The 25,263-nt window shown below is 39.6% G+C and carries 17 protein-coding genes and 2 pseudogenes; 5 read left to right on the top strand and 14 right to left on the bottom strand.

The annotated features are described in order from the left end of the window. Positions 1-227: 227 nt before the first annotated feature. Positions 228-941, top strand: a complete 714-nt coding sequence (locus MSBRW_RS20360; RefSeq protein WP_052728872.1) for a GDSL-type esterase/lipase family protein — start codon at positions 228-230, stop codon at positions 939-941. A 394-nt stretch (positions 942-1,335) separates the two neighbouring features. Here the strand turns inward: MSBRW_RS20360 and MSBRW_RS11920 are convergent, their stop codons facing one another. The 3 genes from MSBRW_RS11920 to MSBRW_RS11910 form a co-directional block, all read right to left on the bottom strand. Continuing rightward, a complete protein-coding gene (locus tag MSBRW_RS11920; RefSeq protein WP_048136557.1) occupies positions 1,336-2,355 on the bottom strand; it encodes a glycoside hydrolase family 130 protein in 1,020 nt (339 codons plus the stop codon). Between the two features lie 30 nt (positions 2,356-2,385). Continuing rightward, entirely contained in the window at positions 2,386-4,461 is a 2,076-nt protein-coding gene (locus tag MSBRW_RS11915; protein WP_080944040.1) for an amylo-alpha-1,6-glucosidase, read from the bottom strand. A gap of 373 nt (positions 4,462-4,834) precedes the next feature. Further along, the gene (locus MSBRW_RS11910; protein WP_230669727.1) at positions 4,835-5,800 is read right to left on the bottom strand and encodes an alpha/beta hydrolase; all 966 of its coding nucleotides are present in this window, start codon (positions 5,798-5,800) and stop codon (positions 4,835-4,837) included. A gap of 486 nt (positions 5,801-6,286) precedes the next feature. Between MSBRW_RS11910 and MSBRW_RS11905 the strand changes: the two genes are divergently transcribed. Then, positions 6,287-7,447, top strand: a complete 1,161-nt coding sequence (locus tag MSBRW_RS11905; RefSeq protein WP_048136555.1) for an iron-containing alcohol dehydrogenase — start codon at positions 6,287-6,289, stop codon at positions 7,445-7,447. 6 nt (positions 7,448-7,453) lie between these two features. Beyond that, a complete protein-coding gene (locus MSBRW_RS24305; protein WP_080944039.1) occupies positions 7,454-7,639 on the top strand; it encodes a pentapeptide repeat-containing protein in 186 nt (61 codons plus the stop codon). 196 nt (positions 7,640-7,835) lie between these two features. On the opposite strand, the pseudogene MSBRW_RS11900 reads toward MSBRW_RS24305, so the two are convergent. Further along, positions 7,836-8,698 (bottom strand): annotated as a pseudogene (locus tag MSBRW_RS11900) (RNA-guided endonuclease TnpB family protein); the annotation flags it as partial. Further along, positions 8,692-9,100, bottom strand: a pseudogene (locus MSBRW_RS24480) (transposase); the annotation flags it as partial. The pseudogenes MSBRW_RS11900 and MSBRW_RS24480, both read right to left, overlap by 7 nt. 286 nt (positions 9,101-9,386) lie before the next feature. Between MSBRW_RS24480 and MSBRW_RS11895 the strand changes: the two are divergent. Further along, entirely contained in the window at positions 9,387-9,875 is a 489-nt protein-coding gene (locus MSBRW_RS11895; protein WP_048136554.1) for a MarR family winged helix-turn-helix transcriptional regulator, read from the top strand. 25 nt (positions 9,876-9,900) lie between these two features. Beyond that, on the top strand, positions 9,901-11,313 hold the full coding sequence (locus MSBRW_RS11890) for an MATE family efflux transporter (RefSeq protein ID WP_048136589.1): 1,413 nt from the start codon (positions 9,901-9,903) through the stop codon (positions 11,311-11,313). Between the two features lie 123 nt (positions 11,314-11,436). Here MSBRW_RS11890 and MSBRW_RS11885 read toward each other — a convergent pair whose 3' ends face one another. The 9 genes from MSBRW_RS11885 to MSBRW_RS11840 all read right to left on the bottom strand — a co-directional run bounded on the left by MSBRW_RS11885 (position 11,437) and on the right by MSBRW_RS11840 (position 25,258). Next, entirely contained in the window at positions 11,437-12,501 is a 1,065-nt protein-coding gene (locus MSBRW_RS11885; protein ID WP_048136588.1) for an IS5-like element ISMba15 family transposase, read from the bottom strand. Between the two features lie 714 nt (positions 12,502-13,215). Beyond that, the gene (locus MSBRW_RS11880) at positions 13,216-13,866 is read right to left on the bottom strand and encodes a LamG domain-containing protein (RefSeq protein WP_155398240.1); all 651 of its coding nucleotides are present in this window, start codon (positions 13,864-13,866) and stop codon (positions 13,216-13,218) included. A gap of 844 nt (positions 13,867-14,710) precedes the next feature. Then, entirely contained in the window at positions 14,711-16,468 is a 1,758-nt protein-coding gene (locus tag MSBRW_RS11875; protein WP_052728870.1) for a restriction endonuclease subunit S, read from the bottom strand. Further along, positions 16,465-17,916 (bottom strand): HsdM family class I SAM-dependent methyltransferase, encoded by a 1,452-nt coding sequence (locus MSBRW_RS11870; RefSeq protein WP_048136552.1) that lies wholly within the window; start codon positions 17,914-17,916, stop codon positions 16,465-16,467. The genes MSBRW_RS11875 and MSBRW_RS11870 overlap by 4 nt, the downstream gene beginning before the upstream one ends. 483 nt (positions 17,917-18,399) lie before the next feature. Beyond that, entirely contained in the window at positions 18,400-20,694 is a 2,295-nt protein-coding gene (hsdR, locus tag MSBRW_RS11865; RefSeq protein WP_230669725.1) for an EcoAI/FtnUII family type I restriction enzme subunit R, read from the bottom strand. Positions 20,695-21,210: 516 nt separating this feature from the next. After that, entirely contained in the window at positions 21,211-21,900 is a 690-nt protein-coding gene (locus tag MSBRW_RS11860) for a TIGR00153 family protein (protein WP_048136551.1), read from the bottom strand. Further along, entirely contained in the window at positions 21,897-22,931 is a 1,035-nt protein-coding gene (locus MSBRW_RS11855; RefSeq protein ID WP_048136550.1) for an inorganic phosphate transporter, read from the bottom strand. Before MSBRW_RS11855 ends, MSBRW_RS11860 begins: the two co-directional genes overlap by 4 nt. Positions 22,932-23,827: 896 nt before the next feature. Continuing rightward, complete coding sequence (locus MSBRW_RS11845) at positions 23,828-24,496, bottom strand: phosphoribosyltransferase (RefSeq protein ID WP_048136548.1); 669 nt, start codon at positions 24,494-24,496, stop codon at positions 23,828-23,830. A gap of 51 nt (positions 24,497-24,547) precedes the next feature. Beyond that, positions 24,548-25,258 carry an SDR family NAD(P)-dependent oxidoreductase gene (locus tag MSBRW_RS11840; RefSeq protein ID WP_048136547.1) on the bottom strand — a complete coding sequence of 237 codons (711 nt, stop codon included), beginning with the start codon at positions 25,256-25,258 and terminating at the stop codon, positions 24,548-24,550. Between the last annotated feature and the right edge of the window lie 5 nt (positions 25,259-25,263).

Here is a 25,263-nt window from a genome sequence, read left to right as displayed (position 1 = left end):
TTTCAACAACGAGTATTTTTGGCTCTTCGCTATTTTGTATGGGGTGAAAATAATTGTTTAGTTAGAAAATATTCATACCAAATAGGAAAATCCCAAGCTTGAATGTGATATTCAGCAACAACTGTTTACATATTTGATATATGCGACTTCAACATTTAGGAACTAAATGTAAGTTACCCACTTGAAACAGCGAATAGCCGTATTTTTGTATTATAAGAGGAAAATTTATGAATACACTGAAAATTATAACTATTCTCATGTTTGTGTCATCTATATCCCTTTCTGGTTGTGCAGACATTGAAAATGGTACACTAAATAGTAATAGTAGTAGTAGTAGTAGTAGTAATAATAATAATAATAATAATAATAATAATAATAATAATAATAAAAATAAACTATCTATAGTGTGCATGGGTGATTCCATCACATACGGTTTTTGTGGAAACGGAACTTCATATCCTGCAATATTACGATCACGATTGTCTGGAGCAGTAATACACAATGCTGGTGAGTGCGGAGATCAGACTTACGAGATGCTAGCCAGGTTTGATAGATATGTAATATCACACCATCCGAATTTTGTTATAATAATGGGCGGACTCAATGACCTTCTTCTTGGACAGCCTGAACAGATTATTGAAAATGATCTGGCTGCAATGTGCAAGAATTCCACACAAAACGGAATTACACCAGTACTTTGCTCAATCACGCCAATGACTTATGTTTCACAGAATTTGAAAATAAAAACAAACAACCTGAACAAGTGGATTATATCATATTCAAATGTACAAGGCTATAAAGTGATAGATTTCAACTCTGTGCTGAATGATGGTCATGACAATCTGAGACAAGAATACGATTCTGGAGACGGGTGCCATCCAAACGCTGCTGGTTATATTGCTATGGGAAATTCGATTGACATCAATTTGTTTAAACACTAGAGATAATTGGTGCCTTCTGTAGCGGTTCGAAAAACGAAACAGCTGTAAAAAAGAGTGATCGCATCGTAGGACCTACTCCCTATATTGAATTTACCGTGATATTCTGGCTGCCTCAATAATTTTTTCGCAATCTTCCTGTTCTTCCGGCGTCTGGCTGACTTCTCTAATTTTTGAGAACAAAAATAGAGATTAAGTGGTAGGTGGACGGGAGCTCAACCCTGCCCAGGCTTGAGATAGAACAGATTCTAATTCTATGCATTTTCTTGCGCAATCCGGCATAGAGTTGGGAAAACAGTAGACAGGATACATTAGACATTAGGTTCCTTCCAAACCAATGTTAAAACTAAATACATAATTATGGTTTTCAGTAGATGATCCATGTCCAGTTCCAGATTTATCCTCTTCTCAGATCAATATTCTTTCCCTTATTTTCTTCAAACCACCTGCAGTATTCTTCAGGGCACTGTTTCTCAGGGCACATGCAGATATACTCCATGATATCGCCAAATTTTGCACTGGCAACTGATACCGAGGTATCGGCAGCTCCGTAATAAATACGGAGTTCATCGTTTACTAAGACCCATCCGCAGGGAAAAACAACGTCATTGACATCTCCACTACGTTCGTATGGCTCACGTGGCCCAAAAATCCAGCCTTCCGACCTGCGGAGCACTTTCGTGGGATCTTCAAGATCAAGAAGAGCAAGCCCGAGCCTGTAACTTATTTTAGGGGTAGTCTGGCGTACCCCGTGGTACATAATTAACCAACCTTCAGGTGTACGGAGTGGTTGTGGGCATAAACCGATTTTGTAAGCATCCCACCATCCACCTTCCCTGGCATACAGAAGAACTTCGGGTTTTTCCCAGGATTTCATATCATAAGAAAAGGAGATCCAGATATTAGCTTTTAAAGTGTGAGTAGTAGGCGCAGGCCTGTGTAACATTGCCCATTTGCCATTAAACCTTACAGGAAAAACAGCAGCATCTTTATTATCGGGTGGCATCAAAGGTCCTGCTCGGTCAAAGTTACGAAAATCCTCGGTAAAGGCAAGGGCTGGCAAGGGACCGCTATCCGAAAAAGCCACATATACTATAGCCCACTTTCCCATCTCATCGATGTAAGTTATACGCGGGTCTTCAACGCCATATATCTCTTCAGGGTAATTTACGGGGTCCGGAAAAAAGGTTGGTTCGCTATCAATTTCCCAGCCATCAATTCCGTTTTTACTCCTTGCTACCGTAAAGTGAGAAAAACCCCTGTGGTCCTCAACCCTGACCAGTAACAGAATTTTACCATCGGTTATTGCAGCTGCAGGGTTAAATACTGAATTGGCTCGATAAGGCCAATCTTCAACTGTAAGTATTGGATTTTTACTAGACCGTATAAATAGCTCCCCATGGTCTTTCCAGGTCATATTATTTCCCTCCAGCTTATATTGTCCAGCTTATATTGTTCTCTCATTTATCTTACTCGATGAGAGGCTCATCATATCCATTTCCTGGGATATTGTGCTTAAGAGTGCTGGGGATATTGTGCTTAAGAGTGGCCTGATCTCAAGCACGTCCTCTACATATGCTCTAAAAATTTCTGCAACGCTCCAGGCCTGAGCTATGCATCCGCCTGGAGAGTAAGGATAATCGCCATTAAAAACTTCGGAAATGGTACCAAGGCCTTCGGTTTCAAGATGCGTGTTAAAGCCCTCCAGAAGAGCCCTCATATCTTCAAGACTCTTTTCGGAATAATTGTTAACCTTCCGATAAGCTCTCACATAAGCGCCAAGGAGCCAGGGCCACGCTGTCCCATTATGATAGGCTGTGTCTCGGGTGAATGCATCTCCATGATACTGTCCTTTATATAAGGGGTTATCAGTTGAAAGACTTCTAAGCCCAAAGGGTGTCAAAAGTTCTTTTTCAACTCTGTCCACAATCGCTTTTTCTTTCTCAGGGGGGAGCATGGTGTTAGGAAGAGCTACTGCAAAGATTTGATTGGGGCGAATTGCAGGGTCTTTAACTTCGTTTCCGGCTTCATCCTGATATACAAGGTCAAAGAGACAGTTAGTTTCCGGGTTCCAGAAAACACTCTCAAAATTTGAGGCAACACCATCGGCAAGCATCTCATATAAAAAGACCTCCTTTCCAAGAATAGTACCCAGGCTGGAAGCAATTTTCAAGGCGTTGTACCAGAGGGCATTAATTTCACAGGCTTTACCTGCTCTTGGAGTTACTGCCCATTCTCCAATTTTAGCGTCCATCCAGGTTAATTGAGGCCCCTGTTGAATAAGATGATCAGAATCCATGCAGATTCCAAAGTCCGTACCCTTACGGTAGTTATCTATAATAGCCTCTACAGTGTCCCAGATATCTGCAAGGAAAAGAAAGTTGCTCGTATATGCAAAATAGCGGCTAACAGCATGGATAAACCAGAGAGAAGCGTCTACCGTATTATAGACTGGCTCTCCTCCAAAAGATGGAAAAGTGTTGGGAATTAAGCCTTTCCTGCAATATTTGGCAAAATTCATGAGAACGGACCTGGCCTCCTCATGACGATAAGGAATTAAAAACAAGCCAGTCAGAGATATCATGGTATCCCTTCCCCAGTCAGAGTACCAGTGATATCCTGCAATTACAGTATTTTCACCTGAAGAAGGATTCTTTACTGTTAAAGTGTCTGTTGCCCTGAGAAGTTTAAGAGCAAAAGGATCTGTAAGCCTGGAATTTAGAATAAGAAGATTCTGTCGGTTTACTGCCCTTTTATAGAGTTCATCAACTTTCCTGAGGTTAAGTGAAGAGATTTTGTCTGTTGAAGCAACGATAAAGAAACGAGAATTTCCCGGTTTGAGTTTGCCTTCGAAATAACCAGGACTGAAATTATCTTCCTGGTAGTTAAGCCCTCTTTGTTTTTCAGCATCATACTCCAAGTTATAGTACCACCTGGGACCAGAATGATATTCAAGATTGGATGAAAGAGAGAAGGTAAAACCATTAGAACTCTCCAGCTCTACTCCTTCTGGATGAGCTTTCTGAGAAAAAGAAAGGTATCCTGAGCGAGCAGTATAATGGAAGTCTCTTGAGTTTATCAGTGGAAAAATTTTCAGCAAAGATTCTTCTTTTCTGGATTCGATATCATAGAGAATACAGGTCGTGTTACTGTTATGAACCATGAAGACTTTTTTCTTCACAGTAAAATCACCAGGCTGGTAAATCCAGAGAGGAAATGGGTTTTGAATGTATTCGGAAAGGCAATTGAAGCCCGTAGGAGAAACAGCGTCTGGAAATTTATGGACTGCAAGTTTATAAATCTCTTCATCAGTAGAGATTTCCTCATCAAGGGAAGAAAGCAGTACAAACCTTCCTGGTGAGTTTTCTGGAGCAGCCACAAGAAGCCCGTGGTAAGTCCTTGTGCCTGCCCCGATAACTGTAGAGGAAGCATATCCTCCAAGCCCGTTTCCTGTAATCCACTCCCTTTTTATTCCTTCTTCGTATGTTGAAAGACAATCTGTCCCAAGCCTGATCCCACTCATATATATTTAATTAGGATTGATTTATTAAATAGCTATACGTTTGGAAAAAAACAAACTTATCCATAGCTATTGGCTCTTTTTTTATATGTTTTTAGTTCTCTGGCTTTTATGTAGTTTTAAATTTATTTTTATATATTTATAAATACAGTATCAACGGATTTTATTATTAGAGCTCATCCCAAAACCAGCCTTATAATCAAAACTGATAAGAACTTCAGAATTATTTTCTGTGATCAAAAACTCATTGATTATTCTTAATTCCATATTCGTAGAAGTAGTTTTGAGTTATGGGATAGGCTCATTATATAAGATCTGTGATATATTGAGATCTGTGATATATTTGGAATCGCACTTTTAAGAAGCAGCCACATAATTACGATTTTGCGAAAGCTGCCCTGAGATTCTCGTTAGCCAGGCCAATTGCACTGCAAGTGGCAGGTGTTCCAGCTAGCGGGTTTAACATCACGAAATCGTGTATGGTTCCCAGATATCTAACGGCTGTAACATTGACACCGGCCTGTATCAGTTTATGAGCATAGGCTTCCCCCTCGTCACGAAGCACATCGTTCTCATCAGTTATCACAAGAGTCGGAGGTTGTTCTCTGAGCTGGTCAAGTGATGCCTGTAAAGGAGAAGCTGTGGGCTGCTTACGTGCTTCTTCGTCAGGCAAATAATTATTCCAGAACCACTTCATAGCCTCACGAGAAAGCCAGACGCCGGTTGCATACTGCTGATAAGATCGTGTATCAAAATTAGCATCGGTAACAGGGTAAAAGAGCACTTGATAATCAATTTTTGGGCCACCTCGCTCCTTTGCCATAAGTGAAACAGCTGCCGCCATATTTCCGCCTACACTGTCACCAGCAACTGCGAGCCTTGAGCTATCCAGGTTGAGTTTTTCCCCATTTTCTGAAATGTATTTCGTTGCTGCGTATGCCTCTTCTACTGGCGTCGGGTATTTTGCTTCTGGAGATGGCGTGAAATTGACAAATAAAACCGCAGCGTTAGCTCCATTTGCGATTTCCCGTACTAATCGGTCATGTGTATCTTTGTCTCCAAGCACCCAGCCGCCGCCATGAAAATACATCACGACTGGCAGACTTTCCTTATTCCCTTTTGGCCTGATTATTCTGACTGAAACCTGTCCCCCTGGACCAACTGGAATGTCCAGATCGTCAATATCTGCAGGTAGTTTCGCTACATGAGCAGCCTGCAAATCTGAAAGGACTTTGCGGGCATCTTTTGGTGAGAGCTGGTAGATTGGTGTTCCACCCTGCTTGTTTACCTTTTCTAAAAATTCTCTGGTTGCTGGTTCGAGTAAGTCCATTGCTTGACTCACGGATAAAAATCCTCCTGGCTTGATTAAACGTACTTGCCATTATTGCCGGCAAATAAAGCAAAATCAGTAAATTGGATTATCTGCCGTTATATAATTGATATTTTAAAATCCACAATAAAATTACCAAGTTTGATCCAGTTTCCCTGTTTTAGCATACGTGTAGTTTTAGTATAACGTGTATTCTGAATAAATTGGAAAACGACTGATAATCTATGTATATTTTGATTACTGAAAAATATATAAAATAAAGGGAATATATTTTCCTTATGATAAATAATTCTAAAAAGTAAGGATGATAAAAATTAAAAAATATTTGCCTTTCTTTCTCAGGACTTTTGTTTATGGCTTCAAAAATTCAGTCTCAGAGCAAAACTTTATTAGTTACCGAGAAAAATTATTTCCATTAATATATTGAGTTTCCAATAAAAAATTTATAAAGATATGTTTAGGGGTATCTAAAAAGAATTGTCAGGGGGAGCATAAATCATGACCGAAAACAGAACATACACCTATCTGAACCCGAAAGTAGCCCTGATGGGGGCTGGTTGCGTAAAAGAGATCGGCAAGCATGCAAAAGATCTTGGAGCTACAAAAGCCCTTATAGTTTCCGGCAAAAGCAAGCATGGAGAACGGCTTGCACTGGATATATACAGGATTCTTGAAGACGCAGGCCTGGAAGGCACAATTTTTCCAGGAGCAGACCCTAATCCGACCGATACTTCAGTTATGGAAGGAGCGGATATTTACAGAAAAGAGGACTGTAATATAATAATTGCTGTCGGAGGAGGAAGTCCTATGGACTGCGCAAAGGCAATTGGCATTGTAGTATATAACGGTGGGTTAATCAATGATTATGAGGGCGTCGGAAAAGTTACAAAAGGAATTCCTCCACTTATCACGGTAAATACGACTGCTGGCACTGCGAGTGAGATGACGAGTTTTACAATTATTACGGATACGAAGCGGCATATCAAAATGGCAATCGTCGACCCGCGCATTACCCCTGATATTGCAGTTAACGACCCTGAACTAATGGTAAGCATGCCACCTGCACTTACGGCTGCAACCGGCATGGATGCTTTGACCCATGCAGTTGAAGCTTACGTTTCTACCATGGCCACGCCTACAACGGATGCAGCTGCTATTAAGTCCATAGAACTTATCTCAAAATATTTACGTGAAGCCGTTGCCCACGGAGAAGACGTAAGAACCAGGGATATGATGGCACATGCCGAATACCTTGCAGGTATCGCTTTCAACAACGCAAGCCTTGGTTATGTACATTCCATGGCGCACCAGCTAGGAGGGCTTTATAACCTTCCACATGGAGTTTGCAACGCGATTCTTCTTCCGTATGTAGAAGCATACAACAAGAAAGTCGTCCCGGAACGCTTTGCTGATATTGCTCGGGCAATGGGAGAAAAAGTGGAAGGACTAAGCCATGAAGAAGCTGCAGACCGGGCTATAGAAGCCATCAGGAAACTTGCATTGGATATAGGAATTCCTTCTGGCTTAAAAGAGCTTGGAGCAAAGGAAGAAGATCTCGAACTTCTGGCTGAACATGCAATGCAGGATGTCTGCCGCCTGACAAACCCCAGAGAGCTATCAAAAGAAGATATTATTGAAATTTACAGGAAAGCCCTGTGAAAATACCTGGAAAGAGCGATTCTGGAGAAAGCAAGTCTGAAGAGAGTAATTCTGGAGAAGGCAATTATGGAGAGAGCAAATATTGAACGTTCAATATTGGAGTGTTCAATACTGGAAAATTTAATTCTGGAACGTTCAATCCTGGAAAGAACACCTAAAATCGAGAATTACAACTGTGAATTATCTTGCTAAAAAACGTACCATTAGTATCTTTCTTTGTTTTTATTTTCCTTTGTTTGATGGTAAGATTTGTAAGTTACTTCTTCAAGAGAAGGCATTGAGATTGCATAGGTGAACTACCCCTAAGCTAAAGACTTGGAGGCTTCCTGGTTCATTCCCCCCTCCATTGAGGGCAAGTCCCCAGGCTCTTCCCCACGTTCCGTAGGTGTTACAACCCAATTAGATTTTGATCTATGAGAGCGAATTTCTTGATATTGATAGCGGCATTTATGTCTCTATCATGCTTTGTTTTACAGTCTGGGCAAGTCCATTCTCTATCTTTTAATGTCAAAATGAATTATGATATCCGCAGACATTACAAAGCTTAGAAGATGGCTCAAACTGTCCAATTCTCAGGATGGTTTTTCCGAACCATGTCGCTTTGTATTCTAATTTTGTAACAAAGATACTCCATGAAGAATCACTTATAGCCTGTGATAAGTGGTGATTCTTAACCATTCCTTTAACGTTCAGAGTTTCCAGAGCTATAGCTTGGTTTTCGCTTATGAGTTTAAAAGAGAGGTTGTTCTGGAAATCATGTTTCTGATTGCTTATTTTCTCATGGAGTACAGCAACCCCCGTTTTGGCTTTTGCTCTGTTCTTTGAACCTTTTTGTTTCCTTGAAACTCTTTTCTGAAGTACTTTAAGTCTCTTGAGGGGGTTTTTAAGATACTTAGGATTCGATATTTTTTCACCTGTAGAGAGTATAGCAAAATCTTTGATACCTACATCAATACCTATTGTAGTTGATTCTATGAAAGGGTGCTTTGCTGGAAGTCCTTTTCCGTCTTCAACAAGGATACTAATGTAGTAATTCCCTTTGCAAGACCTTGATACTGTAGCTGTTTTAAGCTCTCCATCAAACTTTCGGTGAAGAACTGCTTTAATCGGTTCGATTTTTGGAAGCTTAACTGTGTTGTTTTCAAAGTCTACACTATAGTGTTGAGGTATAGGAAAAGATTGAATTGGATTTTTCTTTGATTTAAACTTAGGAAATCCATTCTTTTCTCTGAAAAATCTGGTGAAACCTGACAACTATCCTCTTTCCCAAGGTCATCGCAATACTGACAAGAAACTCCGACAGAACTCTTTCTATATTTTTTTATACTTGATTCGTCAAGTATAAGAACACCATTTTTGCCTATAGTTTGAATGGCATTTGTTCGAACAAGTTTGAGGAAATCTGCAAAACTCCAAGGGGAAGTTAAGATGAAATGGATTAGTTATTGAGTGTTAGAGTATTTACAACAATAAATTGCCATTTTCTCATATTTTTCCTATAGGGGAGGAGAACCAAACCATTAAGGTAATCAATACAGGTGAAAACAACACAATGAGTTTTTGTTTGAAAACAGGAGTCAAGATGTTTCTCTGAAATGTGTTTTTTACAGAAATATTATTTGACTTGATGAAGGCATCTGTTATTTGTTTCATTAAACTAAATTTATAAAGGAAAAATTAGGACTTCACGGCTGACGCGAAAAGGAAATGTGACAAAGTCAAGATAAAAACCTATAAATAAATATTTATTCTTGAGATAGAAGTCATTTACTTTCTAAGTTTATATACTAACCAGTATTTGCATCTAATTTTAGTTTCATTCGGAACTATTATATACCTCACCAGCCTATAGAGGTCGGATCAGTTCCATTTATAACGATTTTTACACTGGTTCACTCAAAAACAAGCTGCCCAGCTCATAAATGTGAAGGATAAAATTATGGAAAAACCAAGAGAAGGAAACTTAAGAAAAAAAGACCCAAGAGAAATATTAGGCCCTATTGCTTGCATCTACAGGAGCCATCTGGCGTACATGGTAAAGGAACTCGAAGCTTACAGGGTCGGAAGCGGACAGTTTGAGTTTTTAATGTCATTATACTACAAAGATGGAGTATCACAGGAAACTCTTGCAAAGGAACTGAAAGTTAGCAAAGCAACAAGTGCCAGAGCAATCCAGAATCTGGAAAAAGAAGGTTACGTTTACAGGGAAAGGGACGAAAATGATCTTCGAGCTTACAGGGTTTATCTGACTGAAAAAGGAAAGGAAATGAGATATATTATTTTTAAAAAGTTGACCGCTTTTACAGATATTCTCTTTTCAGATTTTACCTTTGAAGAAAAAGAAATTTTCAGGATGCTCATTCATAAAGCTGTAACTAAACTTTTTGAACCTGGGTTCGAGCCTCCATCTGGCAGGTCAGACGATTGAGGTGGAAAACGATGGAGATGAAAATATGGATGAAAAAAGCGAGTTTCTTGGCAAAGATAACATAAAGAAGCTCCTGTTTAAGCTCTCAGCTCCCATTGTCGTCGGAATGCTGGTTCAGGCTATTTATAATGTAGTGGACACCTTTTTCGTGGGAATAGCCTATGGAGCAGATGACGTCCAGGCCATAGGCGGGCTTTCAATAGCTTTTCCAATTCAGATGATAATCATGGCTTTTGGGATTATGCTCGGGACAGGTGGTTCTTCTATAATCTCGCGTGCTCTTGGAGCCCGAGAAAATGAAAAAGCCGAAAGGGTACTTGGAAATGTTTTTTCCCTTAGTTTGATTTTAAGCGTATTTATAGCCGCTCTCTGCCTTTATTATCTTAATCCACTTTTGAAAGTTTTTGGGGCAACTCCTGGAGTTCTGCCCTATGCCAGAGAATATCTTAAATATATAATACTGGGAGGGACTGTCTTTGTCTTTGGTGTGGCCACTCAGAATATTGTTCGATCTGAAGGAAACGCCCGTCTTGCAATGAATGCTATGATTTTAGGAGGCGGCCTTAATATCTTCCTTGACCCGGTTTTTATGCTCGGTTTTGGAATGGGTGTAAAAGGGGCTGCAATTGCAACCGTAATATCACAGACAATAGCTTCGATCTGGTTACTGCTATATTATATAAGAGGAAAAGGAGCTGTACGCTTCAGGTCCAAAACCTTGAAACCAGACCTGAAAATCATTAAGGAAATTGGGGCTATTGGTACTGGATCTTTTGTAATGGAATGCGCGAACAGTCTCATGATGATTTTCGTATATAATGCACTTGCAACTTATGGAGGAGACGTTGCTATTGCCGTTTTTGGTGTGGTAATGAAGATTAATTCTGTTATTTTCATGACCCTCCTGGGTATGGCCTTTGGCCTGCAACCGGTTGTCGGGTTCAACTATGGAGCAAAAAAATATGAAAGGATAACCGAAGCTGTGAAATTATCGCTCGCAGCGACAACGGTCACTGGGATTCTTGGATTGGTTAGTATTTACTTCTTAAAAGAACAACTTCTTGGGTTATTCAGTACAGATCCGGAATATATGGAACTTGGGAAAAACGCTATAGTGATTATGTTGCTCGGAACGCCTTTGATAGGTATGAATGTAATTACTTCAACCCTGTATCAGGCCCTGGGAAAAGCAAAACCCGCTTTCCTTCTTTCCATTAGCCGACAGCTACTCTTTCTGATCCCTGCTGTTGTTCTCCTTCCCCGTTTATACCAACTGGATGGAGTCTGGGCGGCTTTTCCGGTGTCGGACTTTCTGGCATTTATGCTGTCCGGGTTTCTGCTTTTCAGGGGATACAAAATCTTCAAAGAAAGTAAATATTCTTCAAAAAAAGGTGCAGGGTCAGAAACTGCAGATAAAACGCACATTAAATCCTTCTAATCACAGGCACAAAGAAATGGAAGTACTTTACTCAACAAGCTGTTTCATAACTTATTTGAATTGTACAATTGAGTAATAACCATTTCAATTTTTAATTTATTTTATAGTCCCCTCTTAATTTCTTCATTCAGAGAAGGCTTGCAATTCCTTCCTTTCATTAATACCGTAATTTACAGTTACCCCTACTAAAAGTACAGCTAAAGAACAGTATTTTTGGACAGAACTCCTTGTATATCTGTGTAAATTCTCCATAGAGTATGCTTTCTTCGCTATTTTGAATACATCTTCTATAATTGACCTTACAGATCTGAGTTCTTTCCATTTGCTTATTAACTCTTTAAACTTTGCAATTATTTCTTTGTAGAATTTAATTTCTTTTTCAGTATTTCTTCTTAAATCAAATATTTTCAGAGGATATCTAAACATATTGAAAAGTTTCTTAAAATTACAGTTTTTCCTTGGAAAAATTAAAGGTACTACCTTAAAATTTCTTACAGATATAACGTAGTTTTCATAGGAATAGTATCCTCTATCAGCATAGATAACGTCACCTGCTTTTATTATTCTCTTTCTTTTAAGTTCTTTAAGTATTTCAGGATAAATTTTAGGTTCTGCTACATTTGCTTCATTAATCAGAAACGCTAAAGGTTTTAATGTTTGAGAATCAAGTGCAAGAGTAAGTTTCATACCAATGAAGAAACCTCTATGGGTTGAATGGCCCCACTTGTATTCTTTGTTTTTTAGGCTTTCTTTGGTAATCTTTTTAGCGTGCCAGTTCAGGTTAAGGTTTATGTCAGTACTATCAATAATAATGTCTCTTGATCCATTTTTTCTCTTAGGGCATAAATCATTCAATATTTCAAAAACAAAAGCAGTAAACTCTTGGGGTTCATACTTACTAAGAATGCCATAAACTTCCTTTTCAGTTGGTACTAAACTGATTTTTAAAAAGTTTCTCAAGCTTTCTCTTTCTTTTAATTCCTTTATAGAATAAGAGATTTCACAAGAAAAAAACATGCTTAGAAGAACAATTTTTATAGTAGGTACTGATCTGTGGAGGGGCACAATGCCCCTCCTTGTAAGAGTTTGCTTACAGAATCTCAAATCAAAAACATTTAATATTTCGGACAACAATTGCCATTTGAAATCTTCATTTAGTGGTATAAGTGGAGGTTTCGTAATAATCACCAGAGAAGGATTGAAAATCCTTCTCAATAAAATTTACGATTTTTTATGACATTAATTAAAATTCAGACGAAAAATTGAATGTACTTTTTTGAGGGGAACTACTAATAACCTTAATAAATGGAACAAATAAGTAATAACCTCTAGTTTGAGAGTGAGTTTAAGAGGACCCTATTTATTTTAATAAGAATAAATTGATTTTCACAGCTCAACATAGCTTATTTGCTATTCTTGCTCGAATTTTGCTACGCTGCGCTTTAATCAAGAGGACTGTTTTCGGGAAAATTTCAAAACTGTATTTTATTTTTAGGCGGCAGCCCTTTAGATTAATCTCACTTTCCAGAAGAAAATTTCATATTTCATAATTAGTTACTGCTATTGGTTTTCAATCAAAAACAGATTTATTGAACTTTTAGCAGAAGGTAAGAGCATATAATACTGTATTTAGGAATATACTGTATTTAGGAATGGCAAAAATATCATCCAATATTCACCAAATACAATTAAGGGTTTAATTTGCTTGAACCTGTTTAAGAGAACCTGTTTAAGAGAACCTGTTTAAGAAATACTATCCGGAAAAAATATTTATTTTCAAAAAAATAATGTGGAACCTGGGCAGCAAGCGGAAAAGAAAAATTTGCTTACTTTGTTTTGAACAATTGAACAAGTTATGTTCTGAGAGCGTGTCTAAAAATTAAAAAAAGGTTTTCACTTCAATTAAGATGGTGTATAGCTAAAGTCAGATAAAACCATCTCTGCATTCTGTCCATTTATCGGCGCCAAATGATTCATAAGCCACATCTGCATCGCAACTCCGCCTTCTACATGCGGAATACTTGTCTGATCTGTACAGTTCCAGTCAGATATAACAGTTCCATTAGAAAGCTTTGCGGTGAAGTGGACATGCGTTGACTCCCAGTCGAAACTGTATGTTACGTTTGTAGCATTTTGGTAAGGAGAGTCATAAGGTATTGCACTCTGGTATGCATTTGGCTGGACACTATAACTAAGTCTGTCACTGTATATCCCACCCCACTGAGTAGCTTCAATATCTATCTCATTAGTATCGTTATGTCGGAAGAACATAGCAGCTACAATGTTAGGATCAAGATTCATTATTGGTGATGAAACTGTCCACGTGTATACACCATAGGTGTAGTCAGTGGATGTCGTATCAACTTCTGTTGAATACCACGTATCTCCAACTTTCTGGATTGTCAGATGTAATTTCTGGTTTTCATCAATCCAAACACTTTTGCCTGAATTGTTCCAGTTGTTACCACCAGGATTACCAGTTCCACTTCTTACCCACCACTCTCTACCACACCAGTTTAAATAGGTGTCCGCAGCAGCAATGTTTGCGATCATAAGCAAGCCCAACACACTTGATAGTATGAGTTGTACATATTTATTCCCCATATTAATTAATTAAGATTGTTATATAAAAAAACTATTGGTTGTCGGTTAAGGAATTTTCTTACCTAAAAGCTATCGACTTTGCATTAGAAACCGGCAGTAAATTTTGTCCTATTTGCATGAAATTGATACCCTTTTCCAGCTCAGAAATTATAAAAATATTTGATAAATTTTGAGTCTATTGAAACAATTTGTCATGATTTTCCACTTAACCGAAGGTGCATAGATACTGAGCTTCTCACTCGACGGAAAGACGGATTTTAGACGATAAATATGGTTTTTGGGAATTTTTACCACATTATTTTTATTTTTATCCAGCTGTTCGTTTTAGATTAGTTAACTAACTGAGCCAAAGCAACGTCATTAGCCGTCTTAAACCGAATTTGTCACGCTCGACGCAGGAGAGCGGCCTTTTAAAAGAAATAAATCAAAAAATAGTTTAAGTGTTTTTGTTTTTTAAGAAAGGAGAATTTACTGACTTTTGCCTATGAAAAGCCTTTCATTATTGCTTTCTTATTTTTTTCGGCCTGGTTCGAGCGTTCTATTTTGTGCAAATATATGTCCAGTGTTCACAGTTTTAAAAACTATATAATTTACTGTATTCTGTATTTTAAAAGCCTTTTATTTTGTTTTTTACTTTTTCTGCCTGGCCCGAGCTTCGCTCGGTGAAAAACAGGTTTTAGACGATGAATATGGTTTTCTGGAATTTTTACCACATTATTTTTATTTTTGGGGCTGGAAACTCTCTCCAACAAACTCTTTCTGTGAGGCTGAAAAACTGAAAACAAAATATAATTTATTTCAGTTTAATAGTCGCCACCTGTAGCGGGATAGGTTTTTCCAATTCCGTTTTTTCGGTGTCCTCTCCTTCTAACAGACCCTTAACAACCGCTTCCATAAGTTTTTCGCTATCTTTCTGTTCTTTTCTGAGTTTTGATTCAAGTTCATCACACAAACCCGTGAGCTGCTCTACTTTTTCAACGATACGTTTTTGTTCGGCGAGAGGTGGAAGAGGAATTAGTGTTTCTTTTATTTTACCTACGTTAAGATTCGGTTGTGCACCACCAGCGGCTAGTGCTCTTAGTTCTTCATATTTTTGTTCAAAAAGTACCTTTACATATTGTTTGATATTTTCAAAGTTTTCAATAAAAACAATAGATGCACATGCTTGATTAATTGTTGCTTCTATTCTTAGCTCCGAAACTTGCCCGCGTGTTTTTCCTTGACCATAAAGAGCCACAAGTAAAGTGCCTGATGGATATATTCTTAAGTTGCATTCATTTACTGCCGTTTCAGTAATATAAGTTTCAGCTTTATCTATGTAATTTAGTGAAGTCAAAGAACTTGTAATCCAGGGAATTGAACCATCTTCGTAATATTCACTTTTTGATTTCAGCGGAGTACTCCCTGTTCCAATATCTGTGATGTCTTCAATCCTTATCCATTCCCATTTATCTGGCAATTCATAAGGAATTTCTTGGGAATCTATTTGGGCTGATACTTTCGAATTCTTAATTTTCCCTGCTTTTATTAATTGCCTTTTTTTAGCCTTAATTTTCTCAATCAAAACACTCGCCGGCTCATCATTTAGGTCCTGTGGCACTAATTTTCCCTGAACCGCAAGCTGAAGAATTGCCTGCCTTAGTTTTTCGACGTTTTCAGGGTTGTCGTAGAGAAGATCAAAGTTTTCGCAGATATGCTGCCAGTGCTGTTCAAATTCTTCCTGTTTTTCTGCGCTGAGCATTCTGTCAAGGGCAGCGCTGTTGAGTTTATTCTGAATTTCCTGTTTTTTCTGGCGGCGGGCTTCGAGTTTGTCGCAGAGAGCCATCAGTTCATCAACTTTGGAGACAATGCGTTTTTGTTCGGTGAGGGGTGGGAGAGGAATCAAGCCTTTATACAGTTTTGTATCGTTGATAGCTGGATAGGCCATTCCCGTCATCTCAGACTCAACATAGGAAATGAAAGGTTTACTTCTCAAGTAATAGTACAGATATTTGTTTAAAGTTCCAGAATAAGGATGCAGTATCCCAAAAGCAGTACTTACTATAGGTTCTGGATCAAAATCTTTGTCCACAATAGCTATGTTCAATAGATACGGACGAACAGTTGAATATATTACAGTTCCATTTTTGACTATTTTCCTAGCCCTTGATGGTGCATCTTCAGGATTTAATATTTTAAGATCTTCAGAAATTAGCCCTAATTCTTTGTTAATCGATGTAACATCAATATATGTAAATTTGACATCAGGTTTTTTTTGGCCCCAATCGTGACTTATGTCGCTTAACCGCATCCATTTCCATGTACTGGGTAATTCATATGGAATTTCTTCTTTGGAAATTCTCTGTGATTTTCTTACTTTTCCTTCGATTGCGGAATGTTCATTATTCTTATTAGTTTCTTTGTCAAAAACCGAAGCCGGTTCATCATTCGGGTCCTGTGGCACAAGTTTTCCCATAACCGCAAGCTGCAAAATAAGTTCTCTCAGTTTCTGGACTCCATTCGGCGCATCGGCAAGAAGTTCAAAGTTTTCGAAAAAAACGTCCGGGTTCATGCGGATTTCCCTGCCAGTGCGGTCATGAGTTCATTTTTCAGCGTGGTTTGAGCTTCTTTGATTTCGAAAAGGAGGGCCTGGTACTTTTTGAGAAGTTCTTCAGGGTCTCCAAGGTCGTCTTCGGATGTATTGGGATTTTTGATATCGAGGTTGTAGTTGCTGGCGATTACATCTTCGATTTTGACTTTCCAGGCATGTTCGTTTTCTTTCCGGTTATTCCACCAGGCTTTTTCCGGGGCGAATTCTTCTATCCGCATGGGTTTGGTTTTGGAATAGGACTTATAGCCGGCAGGGTAGGGGTGTTCGTAGTACCAGATTTCTTTTGTGGGTTCGCCTTTCGTGAAAAAGAGGAGATTGGTCTTTATGCCGGTGTAGGGGTTGAAGACGCCGTTTGGAAGGCGGGCTATTGTATGCAGGTTGCACTCCTGAAGGAGTTTTTCTTTAATGCGAGTCTTTACGCCTTCCCCGAAAAGGGTTCCGTCAGGAAGGACTATTCCGCAGCGGCCTCCGTCTTTAAGGATATGGGCAATCAGGACTAAGAAAAGGTCAGCGGTTTCACGGGTCTGGAAATTTGCTGGAAAATTTGTCTCTATCCCGTCTTCTTCCATGCCGCCAAAAGGAGGATTCGTTACTATCACGTCTACGCGCTCTTTTGGTGTGTAATCGCGAAGAGGGCGGGCAAGGGTGTTGTCGTGATGGATGCGGGAAGGGACTTCTATTCCGTGTAAAAGCATATTTGTTACACAGAGCAGGTGTGGAAGCTGCTTTTTCTCAACGCCTGAAATGGACTCCTGCAAAATCCGGTGGTCTTCCACGGATTTCACGTATTTCTTGCGGATGTGCTCAATTGTACTCGTTAGAAAGCCACCTGTACCGCAGGCAGGGTCAAGGACTTTTTCGCCCAGCCTGGGGTCAACCATGTCCACCATAAACTGGGTAACGGCTCTTGGAGTATAGAACTCGCCCGCGTTGCCTGCGCTCTGCAGGTCTTTGAGGATTTTCTCGTATATCGAGCCGAAGGTGTGCAGGTCTTTTGAACTCGTAAAATCGATCTCGTTGATTTTGTTTATGACCTGGCGGATCAAAGTTCCGTTTTTCATATAGTTGTATGAATCTTCAAAAACGTCTTTTATGACAAAGCCTCTCGGGTCGTCATCTTCGGAAAAAGAGAGATTTTTCAGGGTTTTGAAGAGTTTTTCATTGACAAAGTCCAGCAAAGTGTCTCCGGTTATGCCTTCAGGGTCTTTCGCCCAGTTCCTCCAGCGCAGTTCTTCAGGGATCGGAGAGACGTAATTTTCGTCCTCAAGCTCGTATTCTTCTTCCCTCGCATCGAAAATCTTCAGGAACAGCATCCAGCCGAGCTGGCTTATGCGCTGAGCATCACCGTCAACACCTGCATCTTTCCGCATAATATCCTGAATCGTTTTGACTGTAGTATCCAGAGACATGTTTTTTCCTTTCCCACATTATATTTTTAAATAAATTCTGCACTTACTCACTCGATGTTCTATAACTATGCAGAACACGGAAAGCACGTAAAAACCGACTTATCTTCCTTTCTTCCATACTTTTCCGAGATGTAAATGTCTTTTAAGTTAATTCGGTTCATATCACGAAAATATAAAAAGAATTGCACTTTAATAAATCAGTCCGTTTGAGCGCAACCGTTGCGCCGGTTTATCACGCCGATAGGGTTTGGGGATAAGATTTTCAAACTCAAACGTTTTTCGGGGTTTTCGGTCAAGCTTTTTTTAAAAGGGTTGCTGGCAAGCAGTTTTTTGAAATGGTTTTCGGTCAAGCTTTTTTAAAAAGGCTTGCAGGTAAATCAACCTCTTTCAACAAGTTGAAAAAAACAACTTATCTTGTCCATAGTTCAGCCCTCTTGAGCGAAGCGAAAAGGGCTCCGTCCTCCCGAGCCGGGACTCGGGGAATCAAACTTCCGACGTATAAATCTGGTTTTCAAGCCCTTTGACTGCCTCAAGATAGTTATTCTTGCCCCCAAACCGTTTTATAATTTCCAGCGGGGTTCCCATCATGTCAAATGGCTGGACTTTAAGCACGTTCAGGCTTTCAAGGTCCTCAATCCCGTCATCCGCATACTTATCCAGAAGCGCGTCAAGGACTTCCTGTGCATTTTCCCCGTATTTGCTAAAATAATCACTCTTTTTGACTCTCTCAGCCCTTTCCTTCCTGCTCAGAGGTGGGCGGTCAAAAACAACATGGCAAACCAGGTCAAAGGGATCAAGATCCTTTCCGACCTCTTCTGCAAGCGCATCGAACAAAACTCCTCTTTCTTCAAGTTCTGAGATAATCTCCTGCTTTTTTTCGGCTTCATTCCAGTACTTCAAAAAAGAGTCAAGGGACTCAAAATCCTTGAGCAGAGTCTTTCGGGTATAATCTTTCAAGGACTCAGTAATCAATTTTCCATCAGGGCCATAGTACTGTGTGCGTTCTATGACCACGTCAACATCCACATCATCCACAAAATACTTTTCCCTGTTATTTTCTTCGTCCATGTCTCTGGACTTCCCAGACCCATTCTCGCCTTCAAAATCGTAAATCTCCACTGGCTCGCCATCAAAATCAGGGTCAGCAAACAGTTCTGTTGCTTTTTTGAAGTCCATTATTGTAAAATAGAATTTCCCGTAATCCTCATTTATCCGTGTACCCCTGCCTATTATCTGCTTGAATTCGGTCATTGACTCTATGCGTTTATCAAGCACTATCAGCTTGCAGGTCTGAGCATCCACTCCTGTACTCATTAATTTTGAAGTGGTGGCAATCACAGGGTAGCGGCTTTCAGGATCAATAAAGTTGTCAAGTTCGGCTTTTCCTTCGGGGTTATCTCCTGTAATCCGCATGACATACTTTCGGTTTTCACCTGCAAGGTCCGGGTTCTCATTAACAATGGCTTCTCTCATGCGCTCTGCATGATCTATATTCTCACAAAAAACGATAGTTTTGTCAAAACGGTCGTTAGCTTTCAAAAATTCCGTAACCTTTTTTGCGACCAGTTCGGTTCTTTTCTCAAGCACAAGGTTCCGATCAAAATCTTTCTGGTTGTAGATCCTGTCTTCTATAGGAGTGCCATACCTGTCGACCTGATTCTTTTCCGGCCTCCAGCCTGCAAGGTCTTTGTCGAGGTCAATGCGGATAACCCTGTAAGGCGCAAGGAATCCATCTTCAATCCCCTGTTTCAGGGAATAGGTATAGATCGGTTCTCCGAAATAATGGATATTTGAAACGTCTTTAGTTTCCTTCGGGGTTGCGGTCAGCCCGATCTGCGTTGCCGAGGAGAAATATTCAAGGATTTCTCTCCATGCAGAATCTTCAGCTGCACTTCCCCTGTGGCACTCGTCAATAATTACAAGGTCAAAAAATTCCGGAGAGAACTGCTTGTAGATATTTTTATCTTCTTCTGTTCCGGAAACCGCCTGATAAAGAGAGAGATAAATCTCGTATGACTTCTCAACCTCATGATTCTGAATTTTTGTCATGGCGTTTCCAAAATGCTTGAAATCGTTAATCCGTGTCTGTTTAATGAGGATATTCCGGTCTGCCAGATAAAGAATTCTTTTCTTTACCCCTGCTTTCCAGAGACGCCAGATAATCTGAAAAGCTGCAAGTGTTTTTCCAGTACCTGTTGCCATAACAAGCAGGATGCGGTTCTGACCTTTCGCGATTGCTTCTACTGTGCGGTTAATTGCTATGCGCTGGTAATATCGTAGTGATTTCCGATGGTCAATAAAATAATTCTGAGTTACAATTTTCTGCCTGCCTTCATCAAGCTCCTTCCATTCACAATACTTCTGCCAGAGAAACTCAGGAGAAGGAAAACTTTCCAGCGGAATTTCCTCCTCAACCTTTCCGAAAGTGCCTGTCCGGTCGTGAAACAAAAAGGCGTCCCCATTAGAGCTGAACGCAAAAGGAATGTCCAGCATCTCAGCATATAGAAGTGCCTGCTGCATTCCATCTCCCAGTGTATGTGTATTCTTTTTAGCCTCAACTACCGCAAGAGGAATGTTTGGCTTATAGGAAAGAACGTAGTCGGCCCTCTTTGGCTTTCCCCTGCTTGTGGCCGAGCCTTTTACAATAATCCTGCCGTTTGTAAGTTTCACCTCTTCCCTTATTTGACGCTCTTTCCAGTTAGCCTGTTTTATTGCAGGCGTGATAAATTTCGTACAGATGTCTCGTTCACTCAGTTCCCTTTTGTCTATGTCTTCCATCTGGCAGTCATCCGACAGATTTTGCTATATTATAATATAACTTGTTTGTTTATTTCATTACGTCAACTATTAAATTTTTTACGCTTTTATAATACTTGTGACTTTGTGTTTTTTGATATTCTGCATAGTTTATTCTAAGATAGAGCCTTAGATTAGTGAATTAACTGAGTCAAATCAACGTCATTAGCCATCTTAAACTGAATTTGCCACGCTCGGCGCAGGAGAGCGGCCTTTTAAAAGAAATAAATCAAAAAATAGTTTAAGTGTTTTTTTAAGAAAGGAGAATTTACTGACTCCTATATGTGAAAAACCTTTCATTATTTCTTTCTTATTTTTTTCGGCCTGACCCGAGCGTTCTATTTTCTGCAAATATATGTCCAGTGTTCGCAGTTTTAAAAACTATAAAATCTACTGTATTCTGTATTTTAAAAGTCTTTTATTTTGTTTTTTGCTTCTTCGGCCTGACCCGAGCTGCGCTCGGTGAAAGTATGTTATAATAAGAGAACAAGTAAAGACTTATCTTCTAAGTATCATCGTTCTTAGACGGTCAGCAGCGCTTGCGGACTTATCAGCAATACCTCCTACTCTTTCAACAAGTCCCATTAGGTGGCAGACACCTGCACCTCCTATAGTGTCCTCGTTTTCGAAGATCTTTTTTAAGAGAGCAGTTTCAAGCACATCCACATCATGTTCCAGCTTTTCGACTTCAGGGATGATGGTCATAGTTTCTTTGATTTCTTCCTTGCTGAAGGAAGTTGCAAGAAGCTTGTAAAGTGCACCCGCAAGTTCATCGTAAAGCCTTGCAGTCTTCAGAGAAGCGGTCATCAGTTCCAGAAAGCCTTCTTTGATTTCTTTAGGGATATCCTCACATGGCCGAAGGGTCATCCAGTAGGCAGCCGTCTGAGCATAATCCGCAATAGAGTCCTGCTGTTTAAGAAAGGAAAGGAGGTCTTTTTTATTAACGGGCAGTCTTACTGATGAGGGAATGCTTGCCCTTATCTTCTGTTTGAGTTTATCAGCCTCATGTTCCAGTTTGTCAATCTCATCTGTTCTCTCCTCCAGTATGTCCGGGTTTCCTGCACAGTAGGCTTCCATTGCTTCAGCCAGCTTTTCAACCGCTAAAACTCCCTTTTTTGCGTGTATTTCCAGAGGCACAAAGGGAGATTCAGCAACCACGTCAAGGACAGAACGGATGTAGTCTTTCATAAAAAGATCACCTCTAATCCTACAAAGATCAATGCCGATGTAAGGGCGGCTATAGGAACTGTCGCTACCCAGGAAGAAATAATTTTCCAGATCACGCGCAGGTCAACGGCTGCAATCCCGCCTGCAAGTCCAACCCCTATAACCGAACCGACAAGTGTATGTGTAGTCGAAATCGGAAGGGAACTGTAACTGTGAAGCAAAACCACTGACGCTGTTGCGAACTGGGCAGAAAAACCACGTGTAGGAGTAAGTTGCGTAATCTTTGAGCCAATTGTTAGAACCACTTTATAGCCCCAGGTTGCCATTCCTATTACCATTCCAAGACCTCCTATCAAAAGCACCCATATAGGAATTCCGGCATCTGTCCCTGAAACTCCCATAACTTTAAGTGCTGCACAGAGAGGACCAATCGCGTTTGCTACATCATTTGATCCGTGAGCAAATGCGATATAACAACCAGTAATGAGTTGTAAAGATATGAATTTTTTCTCAACAAAAGGCAGGTCTATTGCTCTGTGAAGGTAAATCTTTCTTATTATGGAAAAGGTCAGATAAGCAAAAACCGCCCCAAGAACTGGGGATATAAACCAGCTGGCGACAATTTTCAAAAGTTCTCCCCAGTGGATGTCAGAAAAAGAGATAATTCCATTGTAAGCCGCAATCAGCCCGAAGCCGAGCACTGAACCAACTATGGAATGGCTGGTTGAAACTGGGAGGTTATAAAAAGTCGCAAGAGTTACCCAAAAACTTGCCGCAAGAATCGCAGCCAGCATTCCCACCGCCACAATATTTGGGTGAACTTCGCCAATGATACTGATGGGGACAATCCCTTTGGCAATTGTAGAGGTTACTCGCCCACCGAATAATACGGCGCCTAAAAGTTCAAAGACAGCAGCAATAACAATCACTTGCTTGATTGATAAGGATCCTGTTCCAACTGAAGTCCCCATAGCATTTGCGAGGTCGTTTGCCCCTATATTCCAGGCCATATAAAGGCCCGCTAAAATAAGCGCTATGATAAGTAAATCCATTTTTTTTCTGCTCCAGAAATATTAAACTTCAAACCTGCTATAGTAATTATAATAGTCCGTAAACTCCAATTTTTATTTTTTAGAATAAGTTTATCTGTTTCATTAGTCCAAAGATTTATTATTTTCATTAACTCCTGAACACTTCTCTTGATTTCGAGTCTGTATGGTATTTCAGACCATTTCATTATATTTTATAGTTTCCATATATTTTAGAGCGCTCTATATAATCTATAGATCTATATATGACTATTTTTGGTATAGTCATATTCTTTACCTAAGGGTTGGCGGTTTTAAATCTCCAATCTGAAGATAACATGGACAAATTCTAAGAGAACAAAACTTTTCCGTTATTCAAGATAACGTAAAGTTTTTATTCGAATATGCCTTTTCGGGACTTTCACAAAAATTGGTAGAACAAAGATTCAAAAGCAAGAAATAATGACATGAAACCCAGAGAAAAATGCTTGAGAAGCTTACAGATTATCTGTTTATACTTTTCAAGGCTTATTTGCGTCTGCGATATGGTTTTCATAAAGAAGCCTTTCAAAGAAGTTCTTAAAACGAAATTTTGAAAAAAGAAGGTTTTAAAACAGAAATTTTTAAAACAGAAATTTTTAAAACAGAAATTTTTAAAACAGAAATTTTGTGGAAGGATTCTAAATCTGCTCCATATTTTACTCTGGAAAAGCAGAACGGTTATTGCATAATTACGAATTGTAAGTTTGGTTTTTAAGATTACTAATTGTATAGGATTTTCATATTTATTTAATAGAGAATTATTTAGCATGAATTACCTGATAGAAATTAGTCAACAGTGATGATTATTTTAAAAAGATTATTTAGCATGAATTACTTAACAGAGAACATTTAACATAAATAACAGATAAAGATATTTTTCAGGTTTCAAGCTCATGAAATTCCTGATCTTTCAGTTCTTTTTTCCTTATACTCTCTCTGAGCAGATCGAGAACCTCTTCATCCGAAACATCGTACCATCTCTCATAAGCCTGAGCAACAGCCCTGAAATATGCAGGAGTCTCAAGCACTACAAGCTCGTCTACTTTTTTATTAAGCTCTTCTGCAACTTCTCTTCCTGCTACAGGCACTGCAACCACTATTTTTCCAGCCTTTCTGTTTTTACAAAGCTCAATAGCTGCCCTCATTGTAGAGCCCATTGCAATGCCGTCATCAATAAGAATCACGGTTCTTCCTGCAAGCTCGGGCAGGGGATTTCCTCCTCTGAGAGCTTTTATCCGTCTTTCAATCTCTGCGATTTGCTCCTGTTTTATCCGTTCAATGGTTTCCCCGGAAAGCCAGTAATGTGCACTTTCTAAAATAAACATGCTCCCATTCTCGGCTATCGCTCCGAATCCGGCTTCAGGATTGTCCGGGAAAGGCATTTTCCTTGCAACAATGAGAGAAAAATCGGCATTCAGCTTCGCTGCAACCCGCAGTCCAACTTCCACCCCCCCGCGTGGAATCGCAAGAATTATAGGATATTCAGTCCTGTATTTCTCAAGAGCTTTTGCAAGCTTTTCCCCTGCGTCTTTACGGTTTTTGAACATGTTTCCACCTTATATTCAAAAATATGCCTTTTTTCCGTACAAATGTTAAAATTAGAATATCCTCATAGGCCGCCTGTAAATTTCTACTGAAGAACCTGAAGGAAGAACGGTTTCTGGTAAACAAAGTTCCAAAACTTTGTTTGCAACATCTTCAGGCTTGAGAACTGGCTTATTTGAAAAAAGAGAGCGGTACATGCTGGTATCCACACCTGCAGGACAGACTGCATAAACCTGAAGTCCACCTCCTACTTCGTAAGCAAGAGACTCTGTAATACCAATTACTGCAAATTTTGAAGCGCAGTATATCGAAAGATTTGGTATGCCACGCTTTCCTGCTCCTGAAGATATATTTACAATCCTGCCCTCTCCCCTTTTAAGCAGATGGGGAAGAGCGTACTTTGTGCAGAAAAACATACCTTTCACGTTTGTATCCATAATCTCATTATATTCTTCGGTTGAAGTCTCTACAAGATATTTCCTGTATGCCACTCCTGCATCGTTCACGAGAATGTCAATTCTTCCAAAAGCATTTACTGCTTTTGAAACCATGTCAATGACTTCCTCTTCTTTTCTAATGTCAGTCTTTACTGCAAGAGCCTTTCTACCTTCCCTTTCCACCAACCTGGCAGTTTCTCTAATTTCTCTTTCGGTTCTTGCGGCAATTACAATGTTGGCTCCTTCTCTTGCCAGCGACAGGCAGATAGCCCTTCCAATTCCTCTTCCCCCACCGGTTACAATGGCTGTCTGGCCTTTCAATCTCATAGTAG

Source organism: Methanosarcina barkeri str. Wiesmoor, assembly GCF_000969985.1.
Taxonomy (GTDB): Archaea; Halobacteriota; Methanosarcinia; order Methanosarcinales; family Methanosarcinaceae; genus Methanosarcina; species Methanosarcina barkeri_B.
The sequence above is the reverse complement of the archived record's forward strand: the minus strand, read 5'-3'. Positions and strand labels throughout refer to the sequence as shown.

What these genes read in the sequence shown, in the direction of transcription:
- MSBRW_RS20360 (WP_052728872.1), top strand. Translation starts at nt 228, where the DNA reads ATGAATACACTGAAAATTATAACTATTCTCATGTTTGTGTCATCTATA.
- MSBRW_RS11920 (WP_048136557.1), bottom strand. Translation starts at nt 2,355, where the DNA reads ATGACCTGGAAAGACCATGGGGAGCTATTTATACGGTCTAGTAAAAAT.
- MSBRW_RS11915 (WP_080944040.1), bottom strand. Translation starts at nt 4,461, where the DNA reads ATGAGTGGGATCAGGCTTGGGACAGATTGTCTTTCAACATACGAAGAA.
- MSBRW_RS11905 (WP_048136555.1), top strand. Translation starts at nt 6,287, where the DNA reads ATGACCGAAAACAGAACATACACCTATCTGAACCCGAAAGTAGCCCTG.
- MSBRW_RS11895 (WP_048136554.1), top strand. Translation starts at nt 9,387, where the DNA reads ATGGAAAAACCAAGAGAAGGAAACTTAAGAAAAAAAGACCCAAGAGAA.
- MSBRW_RS11890 (WP_048136589.1), top strand. Translation starts at nt 9,901, where the DNA reads ATGGATGAAAAAAGCGAGTTTCTTGGCAAAGATAACATAAAGAAGCTC.
- MSBRW_RS11880 (WP_155398240.1), bottom strand. Translation starts at nt 13,866, where the DNA reads ATGATCGCAAACATTGCTGCTGCGGACACCTATTTAAACTGGTGTGGT.
- MSBRW_RS11875 (WP_052728870.1), bottom strand. Translation starts at nt 16,468, where the DNA reads ATGAACCCGGACGTTTTTTTCGAAAACTTTGAACTTCTTGCCGATGCG.
- MSBRW_RS11870 (WP_048136552.1), bottom strand. Translation starts at nt 17,916, where the DNA reads ATGTCTCTGGATACTACAGTCAAAACGATTCAGGATATTATGCGGAAA.
- hsdR (WP_230669725.1), bottom strand. Translation starts at nt 20,694, where the DNA reads ATGGAAGACATAGACAAAAGGGAACTGAGTGAACGAGACATCTGTACG.
- MSBRW_RS11860 (WP_048136551.1), bottom strand. Translation starts at nt 21,900, where the DNA reads ATGAAAGACTACATCCGTTCTGTCCTTGACGTGGTTGCTGAATCTCCC.
- MSBRW_RS11855 (WP_048136550.1), bottom strand. Translation starts at nt 22,931, where the DNA reads ATGGATTTACTTATCATAGCGCTTATTTTAGCGGGCCTTTATATGGCC.
- MSBRW_RS11845 (WP_048136548.1), bottom strand. Translation starts at nt 24,496, where the DNA reads ATGTTCAAAAACCGTAAAGACGCAGGGGAAAAGCTTGCAAAAGCTCTT.
- MSBRW_RS11840 (WP_048136547.1), bottom strand. Translation starts at nt 25,258, where the DNA reads ATGAGATTGAAAGGCCAGACAGCCATTGTAACCGGTGGGGGAAGAGGA.